We start from the raw sequence: 20,210 nt of genomic DNA, 5'->3' as shown, positions 1-20,210 counted from the left end.
CTCCAGGCGGACACGCTCGCCACCGGTGGAGACCTTCATCGCCTCCACATCGATCGAGGAGAACCGGCGCTCACGCCCGACCCAAGTCACCGGAATCTTGCCTGAGTCAGCCCAAAGCCGAAGCGTCACGGGGTGAACACCCAAGCGTTTGGCGGCCTTTGAGAGTCGAAGAAGCTCCACACAATCACCGTACGATCGCTGAGGAGCTCTAAGCAAATTGATGAGCCTCACGTGGAGCGTCGACTGGTACGAGCACGACGAGGAGAAGATGCGTGCCGAACTGGTCGCCTGGCTCCTCGGCCACGCTGCGGTGCGGCTCCGCGAATCGGGCGCATCGGCGGATCTGCAGCACCGGATACGGCTGCTCGGACTCACCGGCGAGGACCGCTGGTCGGATCCCCACTGGCCCGGTCACCGTTACTGAGGACCCAGCGCTCCCCTTCGCCCCCAGCGGATCGGGCACGCGTGGGGCAGGGGGACCTGCCAGTCGGTGCCCGATGCGGGCCGTGATCCTCGGGGCCCGTGTCGATGGGGTCGGCTGAAGCCGCCCTGGGCGCCCCGCCGTTGCCCTGGCAGGCCGCCTGGACTCAGCCGCGAGGGCTGCTGATCCGTTCGGGCTGGATCACAAAGAGGACCCGGACCTGGTCGCGGCCGCCGAACCACGGGTAGGGGCCGCCGAGGTACTTCTGCGCGAGCGCCTCGATGTGGTCGGCCGCCCCCTCCGTGGTCACGCGCACCGCACGGCCGCGGATCTGGACGTAGGAGGAAGGGTCCGAGGGGTGGGCGACCGCGATGGCCACCCGCGGGTCGCGCGCGATGTTCCTGGTCTTCTGGTGCGACTCGACGCTGTTGATCAGGACGTGCTCGCCGTCGGTGTCGACCCAGGTCTGGGTGAGCTGCGGCGAGCCGTCGGGCATCGTGGTGGCGAGGTAGCAGGTGATGGGGCGGCGCAGCAGCGCCACCAGGTCGTCGCCGAGGGGTACGGGCACGGGGTTCTCCGGGGGTGGTTTCGGTGTGGTGCTGGGCCCACGGTAGCCACGGCAGATGACCGGCCGTCCCCCGCCTCCGAACAGCAGCGCCCGCCGGTCAACTGCGCCGCGCACCAGTCGAGTACGATCCGCAGCCCCGGTCTCGGGCGTGCGCCTCCACCCGCTCGTCGCCGATGGATCCCTCCCGCGCTGAGAGGGTGCTCGGCTGGAAGCCGGTCGAGCCCAGCCTCCTGGACGAACTGCGCACCGGGTTCTACGCGGCCGCCATCAGCACCTGACACCGGCCGGCCTCCTTGCCCGGCCGTTCGCCCCACGGGGAAGCCGCGATTGTGGCGCGGCCTCGTGCGTGGCTCCGAAGCCTATGCGCCCTGCAGACCGAGGTTGGCGCCGCTGCGCAGATCCGGGAATCCCTGTGCGATGAGAGCCGCGGGCTCGAGGCAGGCGTGACGAGTTGCCGCTCCGGTCGGGTTGTCGGCGCAGCCGAGCTGCTCGTACCGAGTGACAGCGGTCCGGAGCTTGCCCGCGACCGAGCGCAGCGTCGCAAAGCCCTCGTGGCGCTCGATCTGCTTCAGAGCGAAGGATGCGTCCGCTGCCGTGGCCTCTGCCGCGGAGCCGCACCGGGCAGTGAACATCACCGCGGACGAGGTGGAGCAGGGTGATCCTGCGCCTGAACCGAACCGGGTCTCGTCGGGGGAGAGGCGGTCCTCCAGGACCGTCTTGACGTGTTCGGCAAGGACTGCCTTGGACGACTGGGCAGCCTTCGCCTGGCCCGTGGACGCAGCCGGTGAGGCGGCTCGGTCAGGGCTCGGCTCAGCGGGGGCACCGCTGCAGCCCGCCAGTAGCGCCAGAGCCGCCATTCCGGCGCAGGCCATCCGGATCAGCTGCCGTTTCACCAGGTCCCACCCCTCACCTCGCGAGTGCAGGGCGTGATCGTATCCCGGCTCGGCGGCCGGCCCAGGAGGCTTGGGCCTCGCAGGCCGATCCCGGCCAACTGGCTGGACGATCAGCGAGGTTCGTCGACGACCGGGTTCTCCAGGTTCCCGATCCTGTCGATCTCGATGCGAACGGTGTCGCCCGCCTTGAGATACATGCCGGGCCGGTGCCAGGCGATGCCGCTCGGGGTGCCGGTGGACAGCACGTCGCCGACCTCCAGGGTGAACGCACTGGAGAGGTAGGAGACCTGCTCGTACAGGTTGAACAGCATGTCCGCCGTGTGGCCGTCCTGGCGCAAGTCCCCACTGACGTACGTACGCACCCGCAGATCGAGCGGGTCACCGATCTCGTCCGTGGTGACGATCCACGGGCCGATCGGGCCGTGGGTGTCGAAGGACTTGCTGACCACCATGCCCGGCTCGAGCGCCTGCCAGTCGCGCACACTGACGTCGTTGACGATGGTGAACCCCGCGGTCACGTCCAGCACCGCGTTCTTCTCGTTCGGGACGTTCCTGCACCGCTTGCCGATCACCAGACCGAGTTCGCCCTCGTAGTCGATCTCGTCCGGGGCGATCGCCGGGATCCAGACCAGCATCACCGGGCCCGATGATGCTGGTCTGCTGCTTGTTGAACCAGGCCTGGCGGCTCGGCCGCTCCATGTGGGTCTCTTCAAGGTGGGCGGCGTAGTTGTAGCCGATGGCGAGAAACTTGGGAGGCCTGGGCACCGGCGCGCACAGCCTCACTTCCGACAGCGGCAGCCTCGGGGCCGAGCCGACGGAGGCCCACGCTTCCCTCGGACCGAGCTCCAGCAGATCGATCATCGCCTTTATCGAGGGATCGGCTGCCGTCAGGTCCAGCACTTCCTCATCGTCGACGAAACCGACATGCTGGCCGACACGGGCGTCGAACGTCGCGAGTTTCATTGCTCACCTTTCGGAAGCAGTGCCCGTTCGACCGGCTTCCGCCGCTCACAGATACGCCCTCACCAATTACGGCACGGGCCTCAACCTCCGGCAACTCGGGAACGGCCGGACTCCGGCGGCCCCGAGACGGCACCCAGCCGCTCCCCGAGTCGTCCCCGTTGCCGAAGCAGCGGGCCGGCCGATCGTCGACCCTGACCGGCTCACCGTCGGGGGCGTGTGGTTCGCTCACGTCGAGCGATTCTTCGTATCGGTGGGAGGACACGATGGCGGCGCGCGGAGTGCTCTTCGCCCTGGATGCCAAAGTCGCTGAACGTCTCCTGGCGTGCCGGGAGGACGACGAGGTGATGGAACTCGTCGAGGAGATCGAAGAACGCTGGGACCTGGACCATCTCTGCGAGCTCGACAAGTCCTGGGACGCGCTGCACCGCTGCTTCACGGACGGCGATCTGTCCTTCGAGAACGGCGAGTTCCCGCTGTCGCACGTCATCCTGGGCGGCGTGCCGTTGTACGGCGGCGACGACTACATCGTCTGCTACGTCGACCCGGATGAGGTCCGCGAGGTCGCGTCCGCGCTCGAACCCCTCGGCGCGCAGTGGTTGCGCGATCGCTTCGCCACGCTCACGTTCGCCGACTACCAGGGCGCCGCTGACGCGGGAGACATCGCCTACACCCAGGTCTTCCTGCCCGGACTCCAGGACTTCTACCGTACGGCGGCGCAGAACGGCCGAGCGGTGATCTTCACGGTCGACCAGTAGACCGGGGCCGCGTCTGGACGAGGCGGCGGCGGTGCGACGAGGAGACCTGATCCTCCGCGCCGTGCGCACCGCAAGCCCGGACGCATCAGCCGGCCCAGCTGTGCGGTGATCCCCTGCTCGCGGCTCGACTCGACGTAGACGGCGAGCACCGCAAACACCGACCGCACCGAGGCGTCCACGACCCCAACTGCCCACCGCTCAAGGTCGTACGGAAGCTCGCGTGACGCACGAGATGGGGGCGACCCCAGCGGCACATGTCCACCGGATGGCAGCGTGGATGTCAGTCAGGGGCTTGGCCGTCCTCGGAGATCCGGCGTGCCAACTCGTCGACGACCTGCTTCACCGGGCTGCCCGTCCTCCGTTTCCAGCGGATTCCTCGTCATCGTCACTCGGTGCAGGGGATCAGACACACCCTTCGCCGAGACATCACGGCAAAATGCGCGAACATGGCTGAAGAGGTCGTTTTGGTATGTGTCAGGGAGTCACAGAATGGACGCCTCGGACGAACTCCTTCATCAGCCTGAGCCGGCGGCTCTGCTGACGCTGGACGGATGCGTCCGCGATCTCAACGTCGCGATGGCCACCGCGCTGGGCAGGCCGGTGGAGAAATGTCTGGGACGTGCCTTCGGTGGTCTGTGGCCCGAAAGTCAGCAGATGCTGGCCGAGAATCTCGTGGCCCACGCCGCGAGGACGAAGACGATCGCGATGCGGGCGCTGGAGTTCCCCGGGCCGGACGGAGCCATCGTCGTCTGCTTGATCGAGGCGCGGCCGGTGGAGGATCCCGCACGTGGCGAGCGGCTGGTATGGGTGCACGCCCTGGACGCGCGAAACGACCTGGCCGGCCTGCTGATCCCGTTCCGGCTGGCGGCAAAGGCCAACGACCTCGGCCTGTGGATGTACTCACCTCAGGAGCAGCGGCTGGAATGGATGGGTGGCGCACCCACCCTGGCCGCGGTTTTCCCCGAGGCCACTGTCGCCATGTCCAGCGTGATCTCGCGAGTCCACCCTGATGACCGGGAGCCCCTGCGGCACCTCATGCGCTTGACCGCCTCCCAGTCCCCCTGGATCAGGTTTCGGTACCTCACCGAGCACGACGGCTGGCACCGACTGGCCGCCCAGATCCGCCGGATCCGACTGGGGTATGACGGCCCCGAACTGATCTTCGGGATGGTCCGCGACGACACCAAGCAGGAGAAACGCAGGGAGAAACTGCAAGCCGCGCTGGGTGCCGAGCGAGAGCGCGCCGAAGAGATCGCCGACTTCTCCTCCGCTTTGATCGCCGCAGCCACGGAGCAGGAACTGCACCAGGTCATCCTGACCCGTCTCACCGCGACCTTCGGCGGTGCAGGCGCCCTGCTCGCACTCGTCGACGACGACCGCCTGCGCGTCTGCGCCGATGCCGGAGTGGCTATGGAGAAGGTCGATGCCCTGCGCGGCCTGCGGCTGGACCAGCCGAGCCCGCTGCCCGAGGCGATACGCCGCGGCCGGGCGCAGTTCATCCCCGACCTGGACGACTACGTCCACCGCCGGCCGCATGGAGCCGGATTTCCATGGATCGACCGGCAAGGCAGCGACTACAGCATCTCCATCACCCCCCTCAGCGAGACCGGCAATCAGCCACTCGGGGCGTGGATGGTGTTCTTCGGCAGCGGACACCAGCCGTCCTTGGACGAGCGGACCCTCATGGGCACGCTGGCCGACCTGGCAGGCCAGGCGCTGCGGCGCATCAGGTTGCAGCAGGCGCGCGTCGAGCTGGCCACGGCGCTGCAGCAGACCATGCTGCCCAGGCTGCCCGCGCACCTGGCGGGCCTTGAGGTCGCCGCCCGCTACCGGCCCAGCCGGGACGGACTGGACATCGGCGGAGACTGGTACGACGCCTTCGTCATGCCCGACGGTGCGATCGCCTTGGAGATCGGCGACGTCCAAGGCCACGACGTGGACGCCGCTGCGGCCATGGGACAGATACGCGCCTCCATACACGCCATCGCCGCCCACGAACCGGATCCGGCAACCGTGCTGAGGCGCGCCAACGAACTGCTCGTCACGATGGGCGTGGCACGATTCGCCAGCTGCACCATGCTGCATTTCGACCCGCGCGACGGACGGATCATCGGCGCCAGCGCCGGCCATGTGCCGATGCTGTGCCCGCGCACGGACGGCAGCCACAGCATCCACGAACTGCCGGGCGGGCCGGTCCTGGGAATCCTGCCTGACACCGAGTACCGCGAGGAGACCTTCATCCTGGACGAGGACAGCGCCCTGGTCATGGTCACCGACGGCGTGGTCGAGGGACCGGGTCTCACGCTGGAAGCCGGACTGGAGCGAGCCGGAACGCTGGCCGCCCAGGCACTTCGCGACGGACTGGACGCGGAGGGGACCGCCGACCGGGTCCTCGACGCCGCGGTCGCGGTGGACCACCTCGACGACGTGGCGGTGCTGGTCATCCGGCGTACGTGACTGCCGCGGGCCGGCGGACGCCATCGATCGGCCGAAGACGACGCCCACTCCGGCGCAGGCTTCGAGATCCAGCCTCGTCCTTGCCGGGCCTCATCCTTGTGCGAATCCGCCGGGGCTTCGCTGCTGCCCCTCGATCACGGCGCGGTGCAGGATGCCGCTCAGTCGCCAGACGACGGGGATCGTCAGCGCGGCGGCTCCGATGTGCAGAGCATCGCTGAGCATCACATGCCGCAGCGTCTGGCGGGCCTTGTCTGCTGTCACAGCGTGCTTCACGGGCGCGTAGTCGAGCGCGGCCCAGTAGCCGGCGGCCAGAACGGTGAGCCACCAGACGGTCAGCAGGGGGCAACGTCGCGGCGTAGGCGTGCTTCACGATGGCCACGAGAGCTCCTGAAGTGCACTGGGTCTGACGGCTCAACGGTAGCGAGAGCCAGCGGCTGAAAACAGGATTCGCGCGAGAAGCGCACGCGGGTGGGGTTTGTCCGGTAGGCCGGGAGTTCGGGCTGACAGGATCGTCTGATCGCGGCTGTCAGTGCCCGGTGCCAAGATCCCGGCATGGGCGTTCTCTTCGGCTACTTCGCCGCCGCTGACGACGACGACGCGGTCCGTGCCGTTGTGCGCGATGACGACGAGCCGACCGCGACGGGCTATGACGGGTTCGATGTCAATGCCATGGACCCAACCCTCGACCTGCTGCCGGCCGAAGTGCTCCTCACGGGCCGGACGGCCGAAGCAGTTCAGGCCGACCCCCGGCGCGGCCACCTGGTCGCCCTGATCGAGGACGGGCAGCTCGTGTGCCTGTCGCTCACGGACGCCCTGCGTGATGCGCTTGCTGTGGCCGACCGGGCGTCGCTGCGAGGTATTGCCCTGGATTGGGCCGCATCGGACGTCTTCTCCACGCCGCCGGACCCGGACGGCCTTGCCGAGTTCCTCGACCGGGCAGCCGACTTGGCGGGCAGGGCGGTCGAACGAGGGCATCGTCTGTACTGCTGGATCTGTGTCTAGGGCCCTGTCCATGGCCGTTCACCTCCGACCGACACCGCTGTGATACCTGGCGCCGAGCTGACAAGATCCGACTATGCCGGTGGATCCCTTGCTGGCCAGGGCCCGTGCGTTGTGGGAGGGCCTGGCGGCAGCGCCCGTGTCGTTCGCACCAAGGGGAGGCGTCAGCGTTGTCGCCTCGCCTGAGTCGAGCCTTTGCCCTGCCGGCTGGGTCGGCGTCGTGTCCCTGGGTGGTGCAGCAATCGTGACCGCGCCAACCGAGCGCTCCGCAGCCTGGGTTCGGGATGGACTGGCGGCGCTGCCGGTGGAGGCGGTCACCGATGCCGACGCGGTGCGTGAGGTCTTGCCGGTAGTCCGGGTACTCGGCCCCGCCACGCTGTCCTACGCATCCCCTGACGCATTCCGTTCGGCCTCGCCGGGTGCCCTGGCTGTGCGGCGACTTCCTGGTGACCATCCTGATCTGCGAAGCCTGGAGGTGGCCGCGGGCGAGGACGATGCCGGGGAGGCCGCTCTCAGGGACATCACCTCGCCGGCCTTCGTGATTCGAGCGGGCGGTGGGGTGGTCGCCGCTGCCGGATACGAAGCCTGGCCGGGTCTGGTCGCCCATATCAGTGTGTTGACCGATCCTGCCTGGCGGGGACGAGGCCTCGCTAAGGTGACGGCTTCGGCAACCGTGGCACACGCACTCGCCGCGGGACTGCTGCCGCAATGGCGTGCTCGGCCACTCGCCTCTCGACGGGTCGCGGCCGCTTTGGGATTCCAGGAACTGGGCGCCCAGCTCAGCATCAACCTCGCCTGGCCGGGAGCGCCTCCCGCAGGGATCGCGCTTGGACTCACCTGGGGCGATGGCGCACAGACGTGTGCCACGTGCCCACCGCTGTACATCCGCGTCGTCACACAGTCAGGCACGGTGGCGCCTGCCGGCCGCTTCACCGGACTCGGCGCGGGCCCTCGGTGAGACGGCTGTACCCCTCAGGAGGGCGCGTCGGCCGGGGCCTCCGCGTGGGCGGTGGAGGTGGAGGGCTCGGGCGCGGCGTCTGTGCTGGTCGTGGCGCCGCGCCGGCCCGCCAGTCGGCAGCCGAGGCAGCCGGGGTGCCCCCCGCGTGCGGTGCGGTCCCGCACCCAGGCGCCCCACTGGTCCGCGGGCCGCGGGCCCGGCGGCTTGCCCCAGCCCGCGAGGTGCAGGACCCACACGACCAGTGCCGCCGCCGCCATGATGGCCGACCCGAGCCAGATCCCCGGGCGCCAGCCGACGACGCCCGCGCCGACGACCGTTGCGCCGACCGTGGCGATGCTGAAACCGGACCATCCGGCGATGGTGTGGCCTTCGTCGTGGTGACCGCTCATGTGCTGTCCTCCCCGCGCCGCCGCCAACGGCGCCTGGCAGTTGTCCCTTGGTGGGTAAGGAATCCGTCGTGCGTGTCATCCCCGTTCCAGTCAGCGCCAAGCAGATGCAGGCCGTCCACGGGCCGTACGGCACGCGCTTCGCGGACATGCTCGCCGAGTACACGCCGCTCTGACCGCACGTCACCCCTGCCAGACGTCGGCCACCGAAGGGGCCAGCGCGCCGGCTTGGGCATGGCCCGCGCGGGCGGCAGCCGGCCGGCGCGTGTCATCCGTCATGTTGCGGCCCATCACGCGGCGCGCGGCGCGGTCCGGGGACAGCAGGGTCACACGCGTCCCGCCGTCCGACAGCTCCGTGGCCTGCTGCGAGGCACCCGGATGCGGCCCGACCGCCTGAGGGATCGGCACGACCGCCAGCACCCGGCGGTATCCGCGTGCGAGTTGGAGGTTGGCGGTCGAACGACTGCCGCCGTCCATCCAGCGTCGGCCCGCCACGGTGACCGGAGGCCAGACCACGGGCACGGCACAGCTCGCCGCGACCGCCTCGAGGAGTGTCACTCCAGAGTGTGCGTCGAACACCTCAAGTTGTCCGGTCTGCGCGTCGATCGCCGTGATCCGCAGCTCTCGCTCGGGCCAGTCGTGCACGTCGCCCAGGAGTGTGCCGACCGTGTCGAAGACGTCCGACTCCGGGCCGGTCGGGGCGTGCAACGCTGCCCGGGCGAGGCGTTCGACGGACCGCTGGGGATCGCGAGAGCCGAGCGCCGCCCAGAGGAAGCGCGCTGTCTGGCGCGCTGTCACCGGGAGACGGACCGCGTCTGCCCCGGAGAGCTGGCGCTCGTACAGATCTGCGGCCGGGATGCCGGACAGGAGACGGGATCCGAAGACGGCACCGGCGGAGGTGCCGATCACGACGTCGGCGCTGCCGAGATCGATCCCGGCCTCGGTGAGCCCGGCGAGCATTCCGGTCAACCAGGCTCCGCCCACCGGTCCGCCGCCACCGAGTACGAGTGCGGTGTCGGACACGATTCCCCCTCCCCGTGAACCACCACGGATCTCCCGTCCGCGGGAGACGAAGCGGGGACTGCTCCCCGTTTCTTTGGCTGACGATAGCATCCGTACCGGGGAGTGCTCCCCGGTACGGGGAGAGATGAGGGGAAAGACGATGGGCGACCGTTCGCCGGTAGGGCGCCGCGATGCGCTGCGCAACCGGAGGCTGCTGACGGACAAGGCCCGCGAGGTCTTCGCCGAACAGGGCTTGGATGCCCCGCTCGATGAAATCGCCCGGCGGGCGGGCGTGGGCAACGCGACCCTCTATCGCCATTTCCCGACCCGAGCCGCGCTCGTCGACGAGGTCTTCCGGGACGCGCTCACGGAGACCACAGCGGCGGGCGAGCAGGCGCGAACCGCCGAGGACGCATGGACGGGACTGACGGAGTACCTGCGAACGGTGTTCGCGGGCCTGGCCGCAGACCGCGGCACCAACGACCTCATGACCACGAACCTGGAAGGCGTCACCTCCCTGGAGGCGATCCACGCCCACAACCGCACAACCATCGACGGGCTGCTCCGGCGCGGTCAGGAGCAGGGCACCATCCGCCCGGACCTCACGACAGAGGACCTGCTCTTTGCCCTGGCGGCACTGGGCCGGGCCGTTCCCGCGCTCACCTCGGTCGACCCGGATGCCTGGCTCCGCCCGCTCACCCTGCTCCTCGACGGCCTTCGCGCCCCCTTGGCCGCGGCCCCTCTGCCCACGCCGGCCCTCACTTCCGCCCAGCTTGGCCAGGTACTGCTCGACCTGGGTCCGCACCGGCGGCGTTGAGAGGTTCCTGGCTCTCACGGTTCGCCCTGTCTGCCAAAGAACGTGCTGTGGCAGCCTTCCTCCCAGATGCGGGGCGCACTGCGTGCGGGAAGGTCGTGAGTGTGATCGACCAGGATGCCGGCACGGGCCGTGAACTCGTACTCGTGGACGGGTTGAGCCCCTCGGACGTCGTGCTGGTTCATCGCGAGGCGCTTCGCGTTCTGCGCCCCGGCATCGACGCAGCCCACGTCGACGCCTACAGCGGCAATGCCTGGCCACCCGCGGCGCTGCACTCGTACGAACGCGCGCTGTCCCTGGCCCGGGAGGAGACCGTCGATGGCACTCGCTCCCGGCGTGCGGATCCCGGGATGGGCATCGACATCGACACACGGGACCGGCTGCGCGAACTGCTCGGTGAGTACGAGTCCACGTACAGGGCACGCGAGTGCGGTGGGGCGGCCGCTCCGTCCGGTCGCAGCCGCCGGCAGCTCATGGAGAAGCCCGCCGTCCCAGCGGTCTCCGGCCCGCCCGTGCTCACTCCGCCGGGACGATCCGCCCGTCGCGTAGTTCCAGGACGCGGTCGGCGATGGCCAGGAGCTGGGGGTCGTGGGTGGCCACGAGGGCCGTGACGGCCTGGCTGTGGACGACCGCGCGCAGCAGTTCCATGACAGAGCGGCCGGTCTCCGCGTCGAGCTGTCCGGTGGGTTCGTCGGCGAGGAGGAGGGAGGGGCGGTTGGCGAGGGCGCGGGCGATGGCGACGCGTTGCTGCTGACCGCCGGACAACTCGCCGGGGCGCTGGTCGGCGTGGTCCTCGAGGCCGACCAGGCTGAGCAGCAGGGCGACGCGGTCCTCGCGTTCGCGGCGCTCGGTCCTGCGCAGACGCAGCGGGACACCGACGTTCTCCGCCGCGGTGAGGACGGGCAGCAGGCCGAAGGACTGGAAGACGAAGCCGATGTGGTCACGGCGCAGTTCGAGCAGTTCCTTCTCGCCGAGGCCCACCAGTTCGGTCCCGGCGACGCGCACGCTGCCGGAGTCCGGGCGGTCGAGCCCGCCGACCACGTTCAGCAGGGTGGTCTTGCCGGAACCGGAGCGCCCCTTGAGCGCCACGAGCTCTCCGCGCGGCACAGCGAACGACACCTCGCGCAGGGCGTGCACAGCGGTGTCCCCGCGGCCGTAGGCCCGCGTGACCTGGTGAACCGTGACCATGTTGCCGTCCGGTGGTGCCGGTTCACCCCCCGTCGGGCCGTCCGCCCGGTCCAGCACCCGTTCGCTCATGGCGGTCAGCATAATCGCGCCTGTGGATCACCTGACAGACCCCTGACGGACGGGTACGTTGTGCCTCGTGTTCTCATGACCGCAGCAACAAGGGGAGAACAGGGAAGGCTTCGCCGGGGGACGGGGCCGGCTGCGTACTTCTGCGTGGGTGCGCGGGACGGTGGCGGGGAGAGTTTTGACGGGGTTCGTGTTGCTGCGCGCACGCGCGCACTGGCTGCTGCTGGGTGCCGCGCTGCTCTGTGTGGTGCTCACCACCTGCGTACTGGCATCGCTCGCGGCGTTCAGCGGAGCGGTCGGGGACGCCGGGCTGCAGCGTGCCCTGCAGGACCAGGCGGCCGCGCGCACTTTGGTCGAGGCCGACGCGGATGTCACTCCGACCAACCGCGCCGCACTCGACACGGCCGTGCGCAGGACCGTTCCTGCAGCCTTCGACGGCATGCCGGTACGGGTGGACGCCAGCATCCAGTCCGCTTCCTACGGCCTGCCCCGCGCAGTCGGCACCTCCCCTGACGCCGACCCCGATCTGACGTTGCTGGCCACCCTCGACCGCTCGCGGGTCACGATGACCGGCGGAACGCGTCCCGGCCCGCCCGAGGCAGGGCGCCCGGTTCCCGTCGCTCTGCCCGAACAGGCCGCCCGGGCGCTGGGCCTGCACACCGGGGACCGCATCACTCTCAGCGACCGGCGCGACGGCCGGCCGCTGCACGTACGGGTGACGGGCTTGTACCGGCCGGTCGACCGTACCGACCTGTACTGGCGGCTCGACCCGCTGAGCGGCCGGGGTGTGCGGACGCTGTCGTTCACCACGTACGGCCCGATGCTTGCGGACCCCGGCGCCTTCACCTCCGGGGCCGTCGCACCGGACCACATGTCCTGGCAGGCCCGCGCTGACTTCTCCGCCATGACCACGGCGCGGATGGACCGTCTGCGGCACAGCATGCAGCAGACGCTGCACGACCTGAACCGGTCGACGAACGGATCCGTCAGAGCCCACAGCGAGTTGCCGGATCTGCTGATGGACCTGCGCCGCACGCTCCTGGTGAGCCGGTCCACGGTGCTGATCAGCACGCTGCAGGTGGTGCTCCTGGCGGCCTTCGCACTGCTCTTGGTGGCCGGCCTGCTCGCCGGGGAGCGGGCCGGTGAGATCGCGCAGCTGCGGGCCCGTGGCGCCTCCCGCGCCCGCGTGGCGGGGCTCGCGGCGGTCGAGGCCCTGCTGCTCGCGCTGCCCGGGGTCGTGGTGGCGCCCCTGCTGGCGGGCCCGCTGCTGCGGTTGCTGGCCGGCCACGGCCCGCTGGCCCGCGCGCAGGTGCGGCTCGACGGCTCACCGGCCGGGACGTGGACCGTGGCCGCCGTCACCGCGCTGGTCTGCGCGCTCGCCGTCGTGGGCCCGGCGCTGCGCCGCTCCGGCACGTACGTCGATGAGCGGAACACCGGCCGGCGCCGGGACAAGCTGCCCGGGATCGTCAAGGCCGGGGCCGACGTGGCGCTCGTCGTCGTCGCGGTGCTGGCCTACTGGCAGCTGTCCCGCCGCGCTTCGGGCTCGGGAGTCCTGACGGTCGACACGGGCGGCGCCCTGGGGGTCGATCCGGTGCTCGTGGCCGCGCCGGCGCTCTGCCTGTGCGCGGGCGCGGTGCTGGCCCTGCGGCTGCTGCCGCTCGCGGCCCGGCTCGGTGAGCGGCGGGCCGCCGGTACCCGCGGACTGGCGGCGGCGCTCACCGGCTGGCAGGTGTCCCGCCGGCCCGGACGGGGAGCGGGTCCGGTGCTGCTGGTGGTGCTCGCCGTGGCGATGGGGGTGTTCGCGACCGGTGAGTACGCCAGCTGGGCGCGTTCCCAGCGCGATCAGGCCGACTTCGCGGTCGGCGCGGACCTCCGCGTGGCCGATTCGTCCACTCCGTCCTTCGCCCAGGGTGGGGTCTACGACGGCGTTCCTGGCATCGTGGCCGCCGCCCCCGCTGTGCGCACCCAGGTCTCCCTGCCCCAGGACCGCGACGCCACCGTGCTGGCCATGGACACCGAGGCCGCGGCCGGGGTGCTCCACTGGCGCGACGACCTGGCGGACCGCTCACCGCGCCGGCTGCTCGGGCCCCTCCACTCCGGCGCGCAGGCGCAGGGCAGATCTGCGGGCTTCGTACTGCCGGAGAACGCCGGCCGGCTGAGGATCACCGCGCGCCTAGAGGTGCTCGGCCCGGCAGGTACGTCGCCTCGGAGCACGGTCGCCCCGCGTCTCATCGCCACCGTCACGGACCGGTACGGCGTGCCGTACACCTTTCCCCTGGGCACGTTGCCCGCCGACGGCCGCCCGCACGTGCTGACGGCGGACTTCGCCGCCGAGTCCGGCCGGGCTCAGGGCGCGGCCCCCGCCGGCCCGCTGCGGCTGACCGGCATCAACGCCGGCTACCGCCTGCCGCGCCACGTCGAGGAGCACCGTTTGTCGGTCACCGGGCTCAGCGCCGTCCTGACCGACGGACGCACACGTGCCGTCCCGGTGCCCGCCGGTGCCGTCTGGGGCGCACGCGTGCTGACCCCCATCCCGGGTGCCTCCGCGCCGCGGGCCACGGCGTCCCGCTCCACCGCCGCGGCTCCGCTCTCCGTCAGATACGGCACCGGGCACGAGGCGTCGCCGCAGGATCCGAGTGTGGTCATGACCGGAGAGCTCGTCCTGCGGGCCGACACCGCCGCCGTCCCCGTACCGGCCGCGCTGGCCACCGATGCCTTCCTCCGCGCCACGGGTACGCATGTGGGCCAGACGGCGGACGTCAACCTGGGCAGTACGACGTTGACGGTCCGCGTCACCGCGGCCGTAGGCGCCCTGCCCACGGTCGTGCCGCCGGCCACCGATGACGGCGGTGCCCTGCTGCTCGATCTGCGCGCCGTGAACCGGGCCCTGGCGGATCACGGCGGGGTGGTACTGGAGCCCGACGAGTGGTGGCTCGCCACGGACCACGGCGCCGCCTCCCGTGTGGCGACGGTGCTGCGCGGCCGTGCCGATGCCGCCTCCGTGCTCGTCCAGGACGAGGAGCGGGAGAGGCTCAAGGCCGACCCGCTCGGTGCGGGCCCGCAGGCCGGCCTCCCGGCAGCCGTGGTGGCCGCGGCGGTGCTGGCCGCCGTGGGCTGCGCCGTCGCGGCGGTCGGCGCGTACCGGGAGCGTGCGGACGAACAGGCGGTACTGCGGGCCCTGGGCGCCTCCCGGCGCTCGCTGGCCCGTGGGGCCGCCGCCGAGCAGGGTCTGCTGCTGGCCGTCGCGGTGGCCGTGGGCGTGGCCCTGGGCGTTCTGCTCACGCGCCTCGTCGTACCGCTGATCGTCCTCACGGCGCAGGCGGCCCGGCCGCTCCCGGCCCTCCGTGTCGAGCTGCCCGCGGGCCCGGTGGCACGGCTGCTGATCGCGGTGACGGCGGTACCGCTGCTCGTGGTCGTACTGACGGCGCTGCGGTCCGGCGAACCGGCCCAGGCCCTGCGCCGCCAGGGAGGTGAATGACATGCCCGCCCTCCCGCACCGCCGGCACACGCACGCCGGAAGCGGCACCGCGTCCACCGGCACCGCCCCTTCGGCCGACGCCCCCTGGATACGCACCCGTCTGCGCGCGGCACCCGGCGCCACGCTGGCCTTGTCGTTGCTGGTTCTGGTCACCGCGTTCCTCGCGGCGGCGCTGCCCCGCGCGGTCGACGTCCAGGAGGACTCCGCCCTGCGCGACACCGTGGCGGGGGCGAGCGTGGCCCATCGCAGCGTCACGGCGACGCTGGACGTGTCGTGGCTGTCCTTCCCCTACGACGCCAAGTCCCTCGTCACCCCCCGGTCCCTGGCCTCGACCGAATCGACGTTCCAGAGCGTCGTACGCCCGCCCCTCGCTCTGGACGGGCGGCAGACCGTTTACGGCGTGCGGACGGCTCAGGCCGTGCCCGCCACGGATCCGTACATGCCCCGGCCGACCTGGTACGTCGACCCGAAGGCCACCCTCGTCGCCCAGCCGGACCTCGACCGCTTCACGCGCGTCGTGGACGGACGACTGCCCCGGCCGGGGTCCGGCGCCGGCACCGTCGAGGCGGCCGTCACCGAGCGCACGGCGCACATCATGCGTCTGCGCACGGGTTCCGTGGTCCATCTCGCCGAAGCGGGCGGAGCCAAGCTGACGGTGCGGATCACGGGCGTCGTCCGGCCCCAACACGCCAAGGCCTCCTACTGGAACGCGGAGCCGGACCTCCAGGCGCCGAAGCTGTCCACTGTGCCCGGCAAGGGCCCCCCGGCCCCTCCCGAGTTCTACTGGCACTTCACCGCCCTCGTCGACGAGAGGGCCACCGGCGCCCTACTCGGCCTGCACGAAGGCGTCACCACCTACTGGCACCACCCCGCCGACACCGACGCGCTGACCGCGCGCAACGCCTCCGTCGTGGTGGACCGTGTCACCGCGCTCACCAGCGGCCCGCTGGCCGCGCGGCTCCAGCAGCTGACCGGGCTGCGCGGGTTCACCGTCCAGGAGGAGGGTCTGGCCACCCTCGTGGAGCCGTTCGGAAGGGAACGGGCTGCCACCGAGCCATTGATCATGGTCGCGGCGGTCGGCGTCGGGACGGTCGCCGTCATCGTGCTGCTCATGGCCGGCGAACTGGCCGCCGCCCGGCGGCGCACGGAGCTGACGCTGATGCGCGCCCGCGGAGCGGGCCTGCGCGGCCTGGCGGTGCGTCTGCTCGGTGAGAGCACCCTCACGGCGGTGCCGTCCGCGGCCGCCGGACTGGTCCTCGCCCTGCTGCTGATTCCCACGCAGCGCTCCGCGGCCGCCGTATGGGCGGCGAGTGGGGTCGCGGCCGTCGCGTCGCTGGCTCCGCCCCTACGTGCCCTGCTCTCCGTCCGCGCCGTGCGCCCCGGCGAGCCGGAGGACCTCGTGCGCGCCCGCCCCTCGCGGCGCCGCACCGTGGCCGAGCTGACCGTCGTCCTCGTCGTGACCGGCGCCGTGCTGGCGCTGCGCCGCCGCGGTACGGCGGACGGCGGTCTCGACCTGCTCACCGCGGCCGCTCCCGTCCTCGTCGCGGTGGTCGCCGCAGTGGTGCTGCTCCGGCTGTATCCGCTGCCGCTACGGCTGCTCGCCCGGCCCGCGGCCCGCCTCAGGGGTGCGGTCCTCCCCCTGGGCGTGGCGCGCGCCGGCCGTGCTCCCGCCACGGCCACGCTGCCGCTGCTCGCCGTCCTGGTGGCGCTCACCGTGACCTCGTTCGGCGGTGCGGTCCTGTCCGGGGTGACCGCCGGGCGGGACCGGGCGGCCCTCGCGACCGTCGGCGCGGACGCCAGCATCGAGGCGCCGGCCGCGCTGCCGTCCGGTCTTGCGGAACGCGTCCACCGCCTCGGCGGCGTGCGCGACGTGGCGGCCGTCCGCATCGATGCCGATCAGCACACGGAGCGCGGTGGGATCACGTACGACCTGCTCATGGTGGACCCCGCGTCCTATGCGCGGCTCGCCGCGGTGACGGGCGTGGACGGCCACTTCCCGGCGGCGGTGCTGGACGGTCGCCGTGCGGGCGCGCTCGCCGCGGTGGTGTCCCCGCGGCTGGCAACGGAGTTCGGCCGCGACCCGATCACCCTGCGGACGTCCGCCGGCCCCTTCGACGTGCGGGCTGTGGCGACACGGGACGCCGCCGCCGTGGTGCCGGACGGCCAGAACTTCGTCATCGTGTCGACGAAGGCCGTGGCACGTGCCCATCCCGAATGGCTGGAAGCGTCCGCTCTGGAACCCACGGCGCTGTACGTGACCGGCGACCACGTCGACGGCACGGCCCTGCGCACCACCGCTCACCAGGCGTCGGCCCGACTGGCCGTCAAGCTGCGGTCACAGGAGCGGGCGGCACTGAAGGCCACCGCGCTCCAGTCCGGTGCCCAGCGCGTGTATCTGGCGGTGGTCGCGGCCGGCGGCGGCTACTGCGCCCTGGCCCTGCTGCTCTTCCTGCTGCAGAGCTCACCGCAGCGCCGTACGGCGCTGGCCCGGCTGCGCACCATGGGCATGCAGGCGCGCCAGCGCCAGTGGCTCGCCGTGCTCGACATGCTGCCGCAGATCCTGCTGGGCGCGGTCGGCGGCATGCTCACCGGTCTCGCCGTGGTCCCGCTGCTGCGGCCCGGGGTCGACCTGACCGCTCTGGCCTTCACCAGTCGGCCGCCGATGGCCGACGTGCCGACGGTGGTGCTGGACACCGACCCGCTCGCACTCGTCCTGCCGTCGGCGGGACTGCTGGCCGTGGCGTGCGCCGTGCTCGCGGCCCAGGCGTGGCTGACCGGACGGCGCGGCGAAGGCGCGAACCTGAGGATGGGGGACCAGACATGACGGAACAGACCTCGGCGGCGCCGGACGAGCTCACGCTCGCCGACCTGGAGCGGCGCGTCGCACAGCAGCGGGAGCAACCCGCTCACGGCCACGACGCGCTGATCGCGTGCGACCGCCTTGTGCGCATCTTCGCCGGCCAGGGAGGGGAGGTGCAGGCCCTGCAGGGGCTGGACCTGCTGGTCGCGAAGGGCGAACTCATGGCCCTGGTCGGTGCTTCGGGCAGCGGCAAGTCCACGCTCCTGAACATCCTGGCGGGCCTGGACGTCCCCACCGCCGGCGGCGCCTCGGTCGCGGGCTTCGACCTGCTGACCATGGACAGCGGCTCCCGGCTGCGCTACCGGCGCGAAGTGGTGGGCTTCGTCTGGCAGCAGACGGCGCGCAACCTGCTGCCCTACCTCACGGGCGCCCAGAACGTGGCCCTGCCCATGCGCCTCAGCGGCATCGTCAAGGGCAGGCGGCAGCGCGCCGCCCGCACCGCGGAACTTCTGGAGATGACCGGCGTGGCCCACTGCCGCGACCGGCGTCCGGATCAGATGTCGGGCGGCGAGCAGCAGCGCACCGCCATCGCCGTGGCGCTGGCCAACCACCCGGCCCTGGTCCTCGCCGACGAGCCCACGGGCCAGCTCGACTCCGCCACCGCCGAGCAGGTCTTCGCCACCTTCCGCACCGTCAACGAGGAACTCGGCACGACGGTCGTCCTGGTCACCCACGACACAGCCGTCGCCTCCGCGGTCGACCGCACCGTCGCCATCCGCGACGGCCGCACGGCCTCGGAGGTCCTGCGCCGCACCACCACCGACGACCAGGGGCGCACCACGACCACGGCCCGCGAGTACGCCACCGTGGACCGCGCCGGCCGCCTCCAACTGCCGCGCGACTTCACCCAGGCCCTGGAGATCCGCGAGCGGGTCCTGCTGGAACTGGAGCCCGACCACATCACGGTGCGGCCCGACGAGACGCCGTAGCCCGTAGCGGTGCCCGGTTGCCCTCGGGGGTGTCTCCGAGTTGCGGCGTCGGTGACGCTGACGAGGTGGGCGATGCCGTCGCGGGTTCGGATTCTGCGCTCTTCGCATCCGGTTCGGCGGCGCGTCTCGTACGGGCCGGTGCAGTCGGGGAGTACGGTCTCCGCAGCCGGGCTCAGACTGACGTCATCCAGTCGTCAGTGACCACCGGCGTCGCTCGCGTCGAGGCCCGGACCGTGATCAGCCCGGGACCTTGCGCTGGGCCTCACGCCCAATAGCCTCAGGTCATGCGGACCTCGGTGGCACATTTCTATGACGAGCTGGCCGATGACTACCACCTGATCTACGCAGACTGGGACGCAAGCATGCGTCGGCAGGGAGAGGCCCTCGACGGTCTGATCGGCCGGGAGGACGCGTCGGTGCTCGACTGCTCCTGCGGCATCGGCACGCAGGCCATCGGCCTGGCGTTGCGTGGGCACCGCGTCATCGGGACGGACCTCAGCACCCGCGCCGCGACGCGCGCTGCCGGTGAAGCCGCTCAGCGGAACGTGACGTTGCGCACGGCCGCCGCCGACATGCGACGACTGCCGTTTCGCGATGCCCAGTTCGACACCGTCGTCTGCGCCGACAACGCCCTGCCTCATCTGCTGACGGAGCAGGACGTCCACGCCGCCCTGGCGGAGATGCGCCGCGTACTGCGTCCCGCCGGCCTGCTGCTGCTCAGCACTCGCCCCTACGATGACCTGCTGCGCAACCGCCCCGTTTCAGCGCCTCCACAGGTCCACCAGTCCGCGGACGGGGAAGAACGGACCGTCACCTTCCAGCTCTGGCACTGGCACGAGGACGGCGAGCACTACGACCTGGAGCACTTCCAACTGCTGCCGGCTGACGGAGAATGGCGCGTCAAGGTCCGCCGGACCGTCTACTGGGCGCTCGGCCGGGACCGGCTGGCCGGCCTAGTGACCGACGCGGGGTTTGTGGACCCCGAGTGGCGGATGCCGCGGGAGACGGGCTTCTTCCAGCCGCTGCTCGTGGCACACGCCGGCAGGTAGGTGACTCCACCACCCTGCGGGCGGTGTGCCGGTGGTTCGCTACGATTCGGCGGCTGCGTCCCCGTAGTGGGTCGCGCACTGATGGAAGGAACCCATCACCGCGACTGCCCTATGACCGAGGGCCAGTTGAGGCCAGTTGTCGCTCCGGACGATCCAACGCTGTCCATGCAAATCGGGGTTGACCTTGAAAGCTCTGTGTAAGTCCGTACTGCTCGCCGCGGCCCTGACCACCAGAGCCGTCATCGCCCCGGCTGCCTCGGCCGGCGCGGCTGAGCTCCAGCCCGCGAAGTCAGGCTGGGGAACCGCCGCACCACATCAGTGAGTCACTCAGAAGCTGTTGTCTTTCCGGACTTGAGGACTGCGTTTTTGCTGGTCGGGTATAGGGTCGGCGATCCCGTGGGAGTGGTGGCGTGTCGTGTCGTCG

At 71.4% G+C, this 20,210-nt stretch carries 18 protein-coding genes; 10 read left to right on the top strand and 8 right to left on the bottom strand.

The window, feature by feature from the left end:
• Positions 1–180, bottom strand: a 180-nt coding sequence (locus ABZ904_RS45800; RefSeq protein WP_361830046.1) for a helix-turn-helix domain-containing protein, incomplete at its 3' end; no start/stop codon positions are given.
• 40 nt (positions 181–220) lie between these two features.
• On the opposite strand from ABZ904_RS45800, the gene ABZ904_RS45795 reads away from it, so the two are divergent.
• Entirely contained in the window at positions 221–424 is a 204-nt protein-coding gene (locus ABZ904_RS45795) for a hypothetical protein (protein WP_361003473.1), read from the top strand.
• A gap of 163 nt (positions 425–587) precedes the next feature.
• Here the strand turns inward: ABZ904_RS45795 and ABZ904_RS45790 are convergent, their stop codons facing one another.
• From ABZ904_RS45790 to ABZ904_RS45780, 3 genes are all read right to left on the bottom strand, one after another.
• The gene (locus ABZ904_RS45790) at positions 588–989 is read right to left on the bottom strand and encodes a PPOX class F420-dependent oxidoreductase (RefSeq protein ID WP_361003471.1); all 402 of its coding nucleotides are present in this window, start codon (positions 987–989) and stop codon (positions 588–590) included.
• A 359-nt stretch (positions 990–1,348) separates the two neighbouring features.
• Positions 1,349–1,882, bottom strand: coding sequence for a hypothetical protein (locus ABZ904_RS45785; protein ID WP_361830043.1), 534 nt, complete (start codon positions 1,880–1,882; stop codon positions 1,349–1,351).
• Positions 1,883–1,992: 110 nt separating this feature from the next.
• A complete protein-coding gene (locus ABZ904_RS45780) occupies positions 1,993–2,517 on the bottom strand; it encodes a fumarylacetoacetate hydrolase family protein (protein ID WP_361830050.1) in 525 nt (174 codons plus the stop codon).
• 591 nt (positions 2,518–3,108) lie between these two features.
• Between ABZ904_RS45780 and ABZ904_RS45775 the strand changes: the two genes are divergently transcribed.
• Positions 3,109–3,600 (top strand): YfbM family protein, encoded by a 492-nt coding sequence (locus ABZ904_RS45775; protein WP_361003465.1) that lies wholly within the window; start codon positions 3,109–3,111, stop codon positions 3,598–3,600.
• A gap of 489 nt (positions 3,601–4,089) precedes the next feature.
• Complete coding sequence (locus tag ABZ904_RS45770) at positions 4,090–6,057, top strand: SpoIIE family protein phosphatase (RefSeq protein WP_361830041.1); 1,968 nt, start codon at positions 4,090–4,092, stop codon at positions 6,055–6,057.
• Positions 6,058–6,147: 90 nt separating this feature from the next.
• Here the strand turns inward: ABZ904_RS45770 and ABZ904_RS45765 are convergent, their stop codons facing one another.
• Entirely contained in the window at positions 6,148–6,318 is a 171-nt protein-coding gene (locus tag ABZ904_RS45765; protein WP_361003459.1) for a hypothetical protein, read from the bottom strand.
• A 291-nt stretch (positions 6,319–6,609) separates the two neighbouring features.
• Here ABZ904_RS45765 and ABZ904_RS45760 point away from each other — a divergent pair, with 291 nt between their 5' ends.
• Entirely contained in the window at positions 6,610–7,059 is a 450-nt protein-coding gene (locus ABZ904_RS45760; RefSeq protein ID WP_361003456.1) for a hypothetical protein, read from the top strand.
• A gap of 73 nt (positions 7,060–7,132) precedes the next feature.
• Positions 7,133–8,014, top strand: a complete 882-nt coding sequence (locus ABZ904_RS45755; RefSeq protein ID WP_361830038.1) for a GNAT family N-acetyltransferase — start codon at positions 7,133–7,135, stop codon at positions 8,012–8,014.
• 14 nt (positions 8,015–8,028) lie between these two features.
• Here the strand turns inward: ABZ904_RS45755 and ABZ904_RS45750 are convergent, their stop codons facing one another.
• Both ABZ904_RS45750 and ABZ904_RS45745 read right to left on the bottom strand, forming a co-directional pair.
• Positions 8,029–8,403: an HGxxPAAW family protein gene (locus ABZ904_RS45750; protein ID WP_361830036.1), complete on the bottom strand. Its 375-nt coding sequence runs from the start codon at positions 8,401–8,403 to the stop codon at positions 8,029–8,031.
• A gap of 180 nt (positions 8,404–8,583) precedes the next feature.
• Entirely contained in the window at positions 8,584–9,423 is an 840-nt protein-coding gene (locus tag ABZ904_RS45745; RefSeq protein ID WP_361003447.1) for a patatin-like phospholipase family protein, read from the bottom strand.
• Positions 9,424–9,547: 124 nt separating this feature from the next.
• Between ABZ904_RS45745 and ABZ904_RS45740 the strand changes: the two genes are divergently transcribed.
• A complete protein-coding gene (locus ABZ904_RS45740) occupies positions 9,548–10,219 on the top strand; it encodes a TetR family transcriptional regulator (RefSeq protein ID WP_361830034.1) in 672 nt (223 codons plus the stop codon).
• Positions 10,220–10,732: 513 nt separating this feature from the next.
• Here ABZ904_RS45740 and ABZ904_RS45735 read toward each other — a convergent pair.
• Entirely contained in the window at positions 10,733–11,404 is a 672-nt protein-coding gene (locus tag ABZ904_RS45735; RefSeq protein ID WP_361830048.1) for an ABC transporter ATP-binding protein, read from the bottom strand.
• Positions 11,405–11,648: 244 nt separating this feature from the next.
• Between ABZ904_RS45735 and ABZ904_RS45730 the strand changes: the two genes are divergently transcribed.
• The 4 genes from ABZ904_RS45730 (at position 11,649) to ABZ904_RS45715 (ending at position 19,786) form a co-directional block, all read left to right on the top strand.
• Complete coding sequence (locus ABZ904_RS45730) at positions 11,649–14,948, top strand: FtsX-like permease family protein (protein WP_361830032.1); 3,300 nt, start codon at positions 11,649–11,651, stop codon at positions 14,946–14,948.
• A 1-nt stretch (position 14,949) separates the two neighbouring features.
• On the top strand, positions 14,950–17,772 hold the full coding sequence (locus ABZ904_RS45725) for a hypothetical protein (protein ID WP_361830030.1): 2,823 nt from the start codon (positions 14,950–14,952) through the stop codon (positions 17,770–17,772).
• Positions 17,769–18,737, top strand: coding sequence for an ATP-binding cassette domain-containing protein (locus ABZ904_RS45720; RefSeq protein WP_361003438.1), 969 nt, complete (start codon positions 17,769–17,771; stop codon positions 18,735–18,737). The genes ABZ904_RS45725 and ABZ904_RS45720 overlap by 4 nt, the downstream gene beginning before the upstream one ends.
• 284 nt (positions 18,738–19,021) lie before the next feature.
• Positions 19,022–19,786: a class I SAM-dependent methyltransferase gene (locus ABZ904_RS45715; RefSeq protein WP_359408741.1), complete on the top strand. Its 765-nt coding sequence runs from the start codon at positions 19,022–19,024 to the stop codon at positions 19,784–19,786.
• Positions 19,787–20,210 lie beyond the last annotated feature (424 nt).

Source organism: Streptomyces sp. NPDC046900, from assembly GCF_040644975.1.
Taxonomy (GTDB): domain Bacteria; phylum Actinomycetota; class Actinomycetes; order Streptomycetales; family Streptomycetaceae; genus Streptomyces.
The sequence above is the reverse complement of the archived record's forward strand: the minus strand, read 5'-3'. Positions and strand labels throughout refer to the sequence as shown.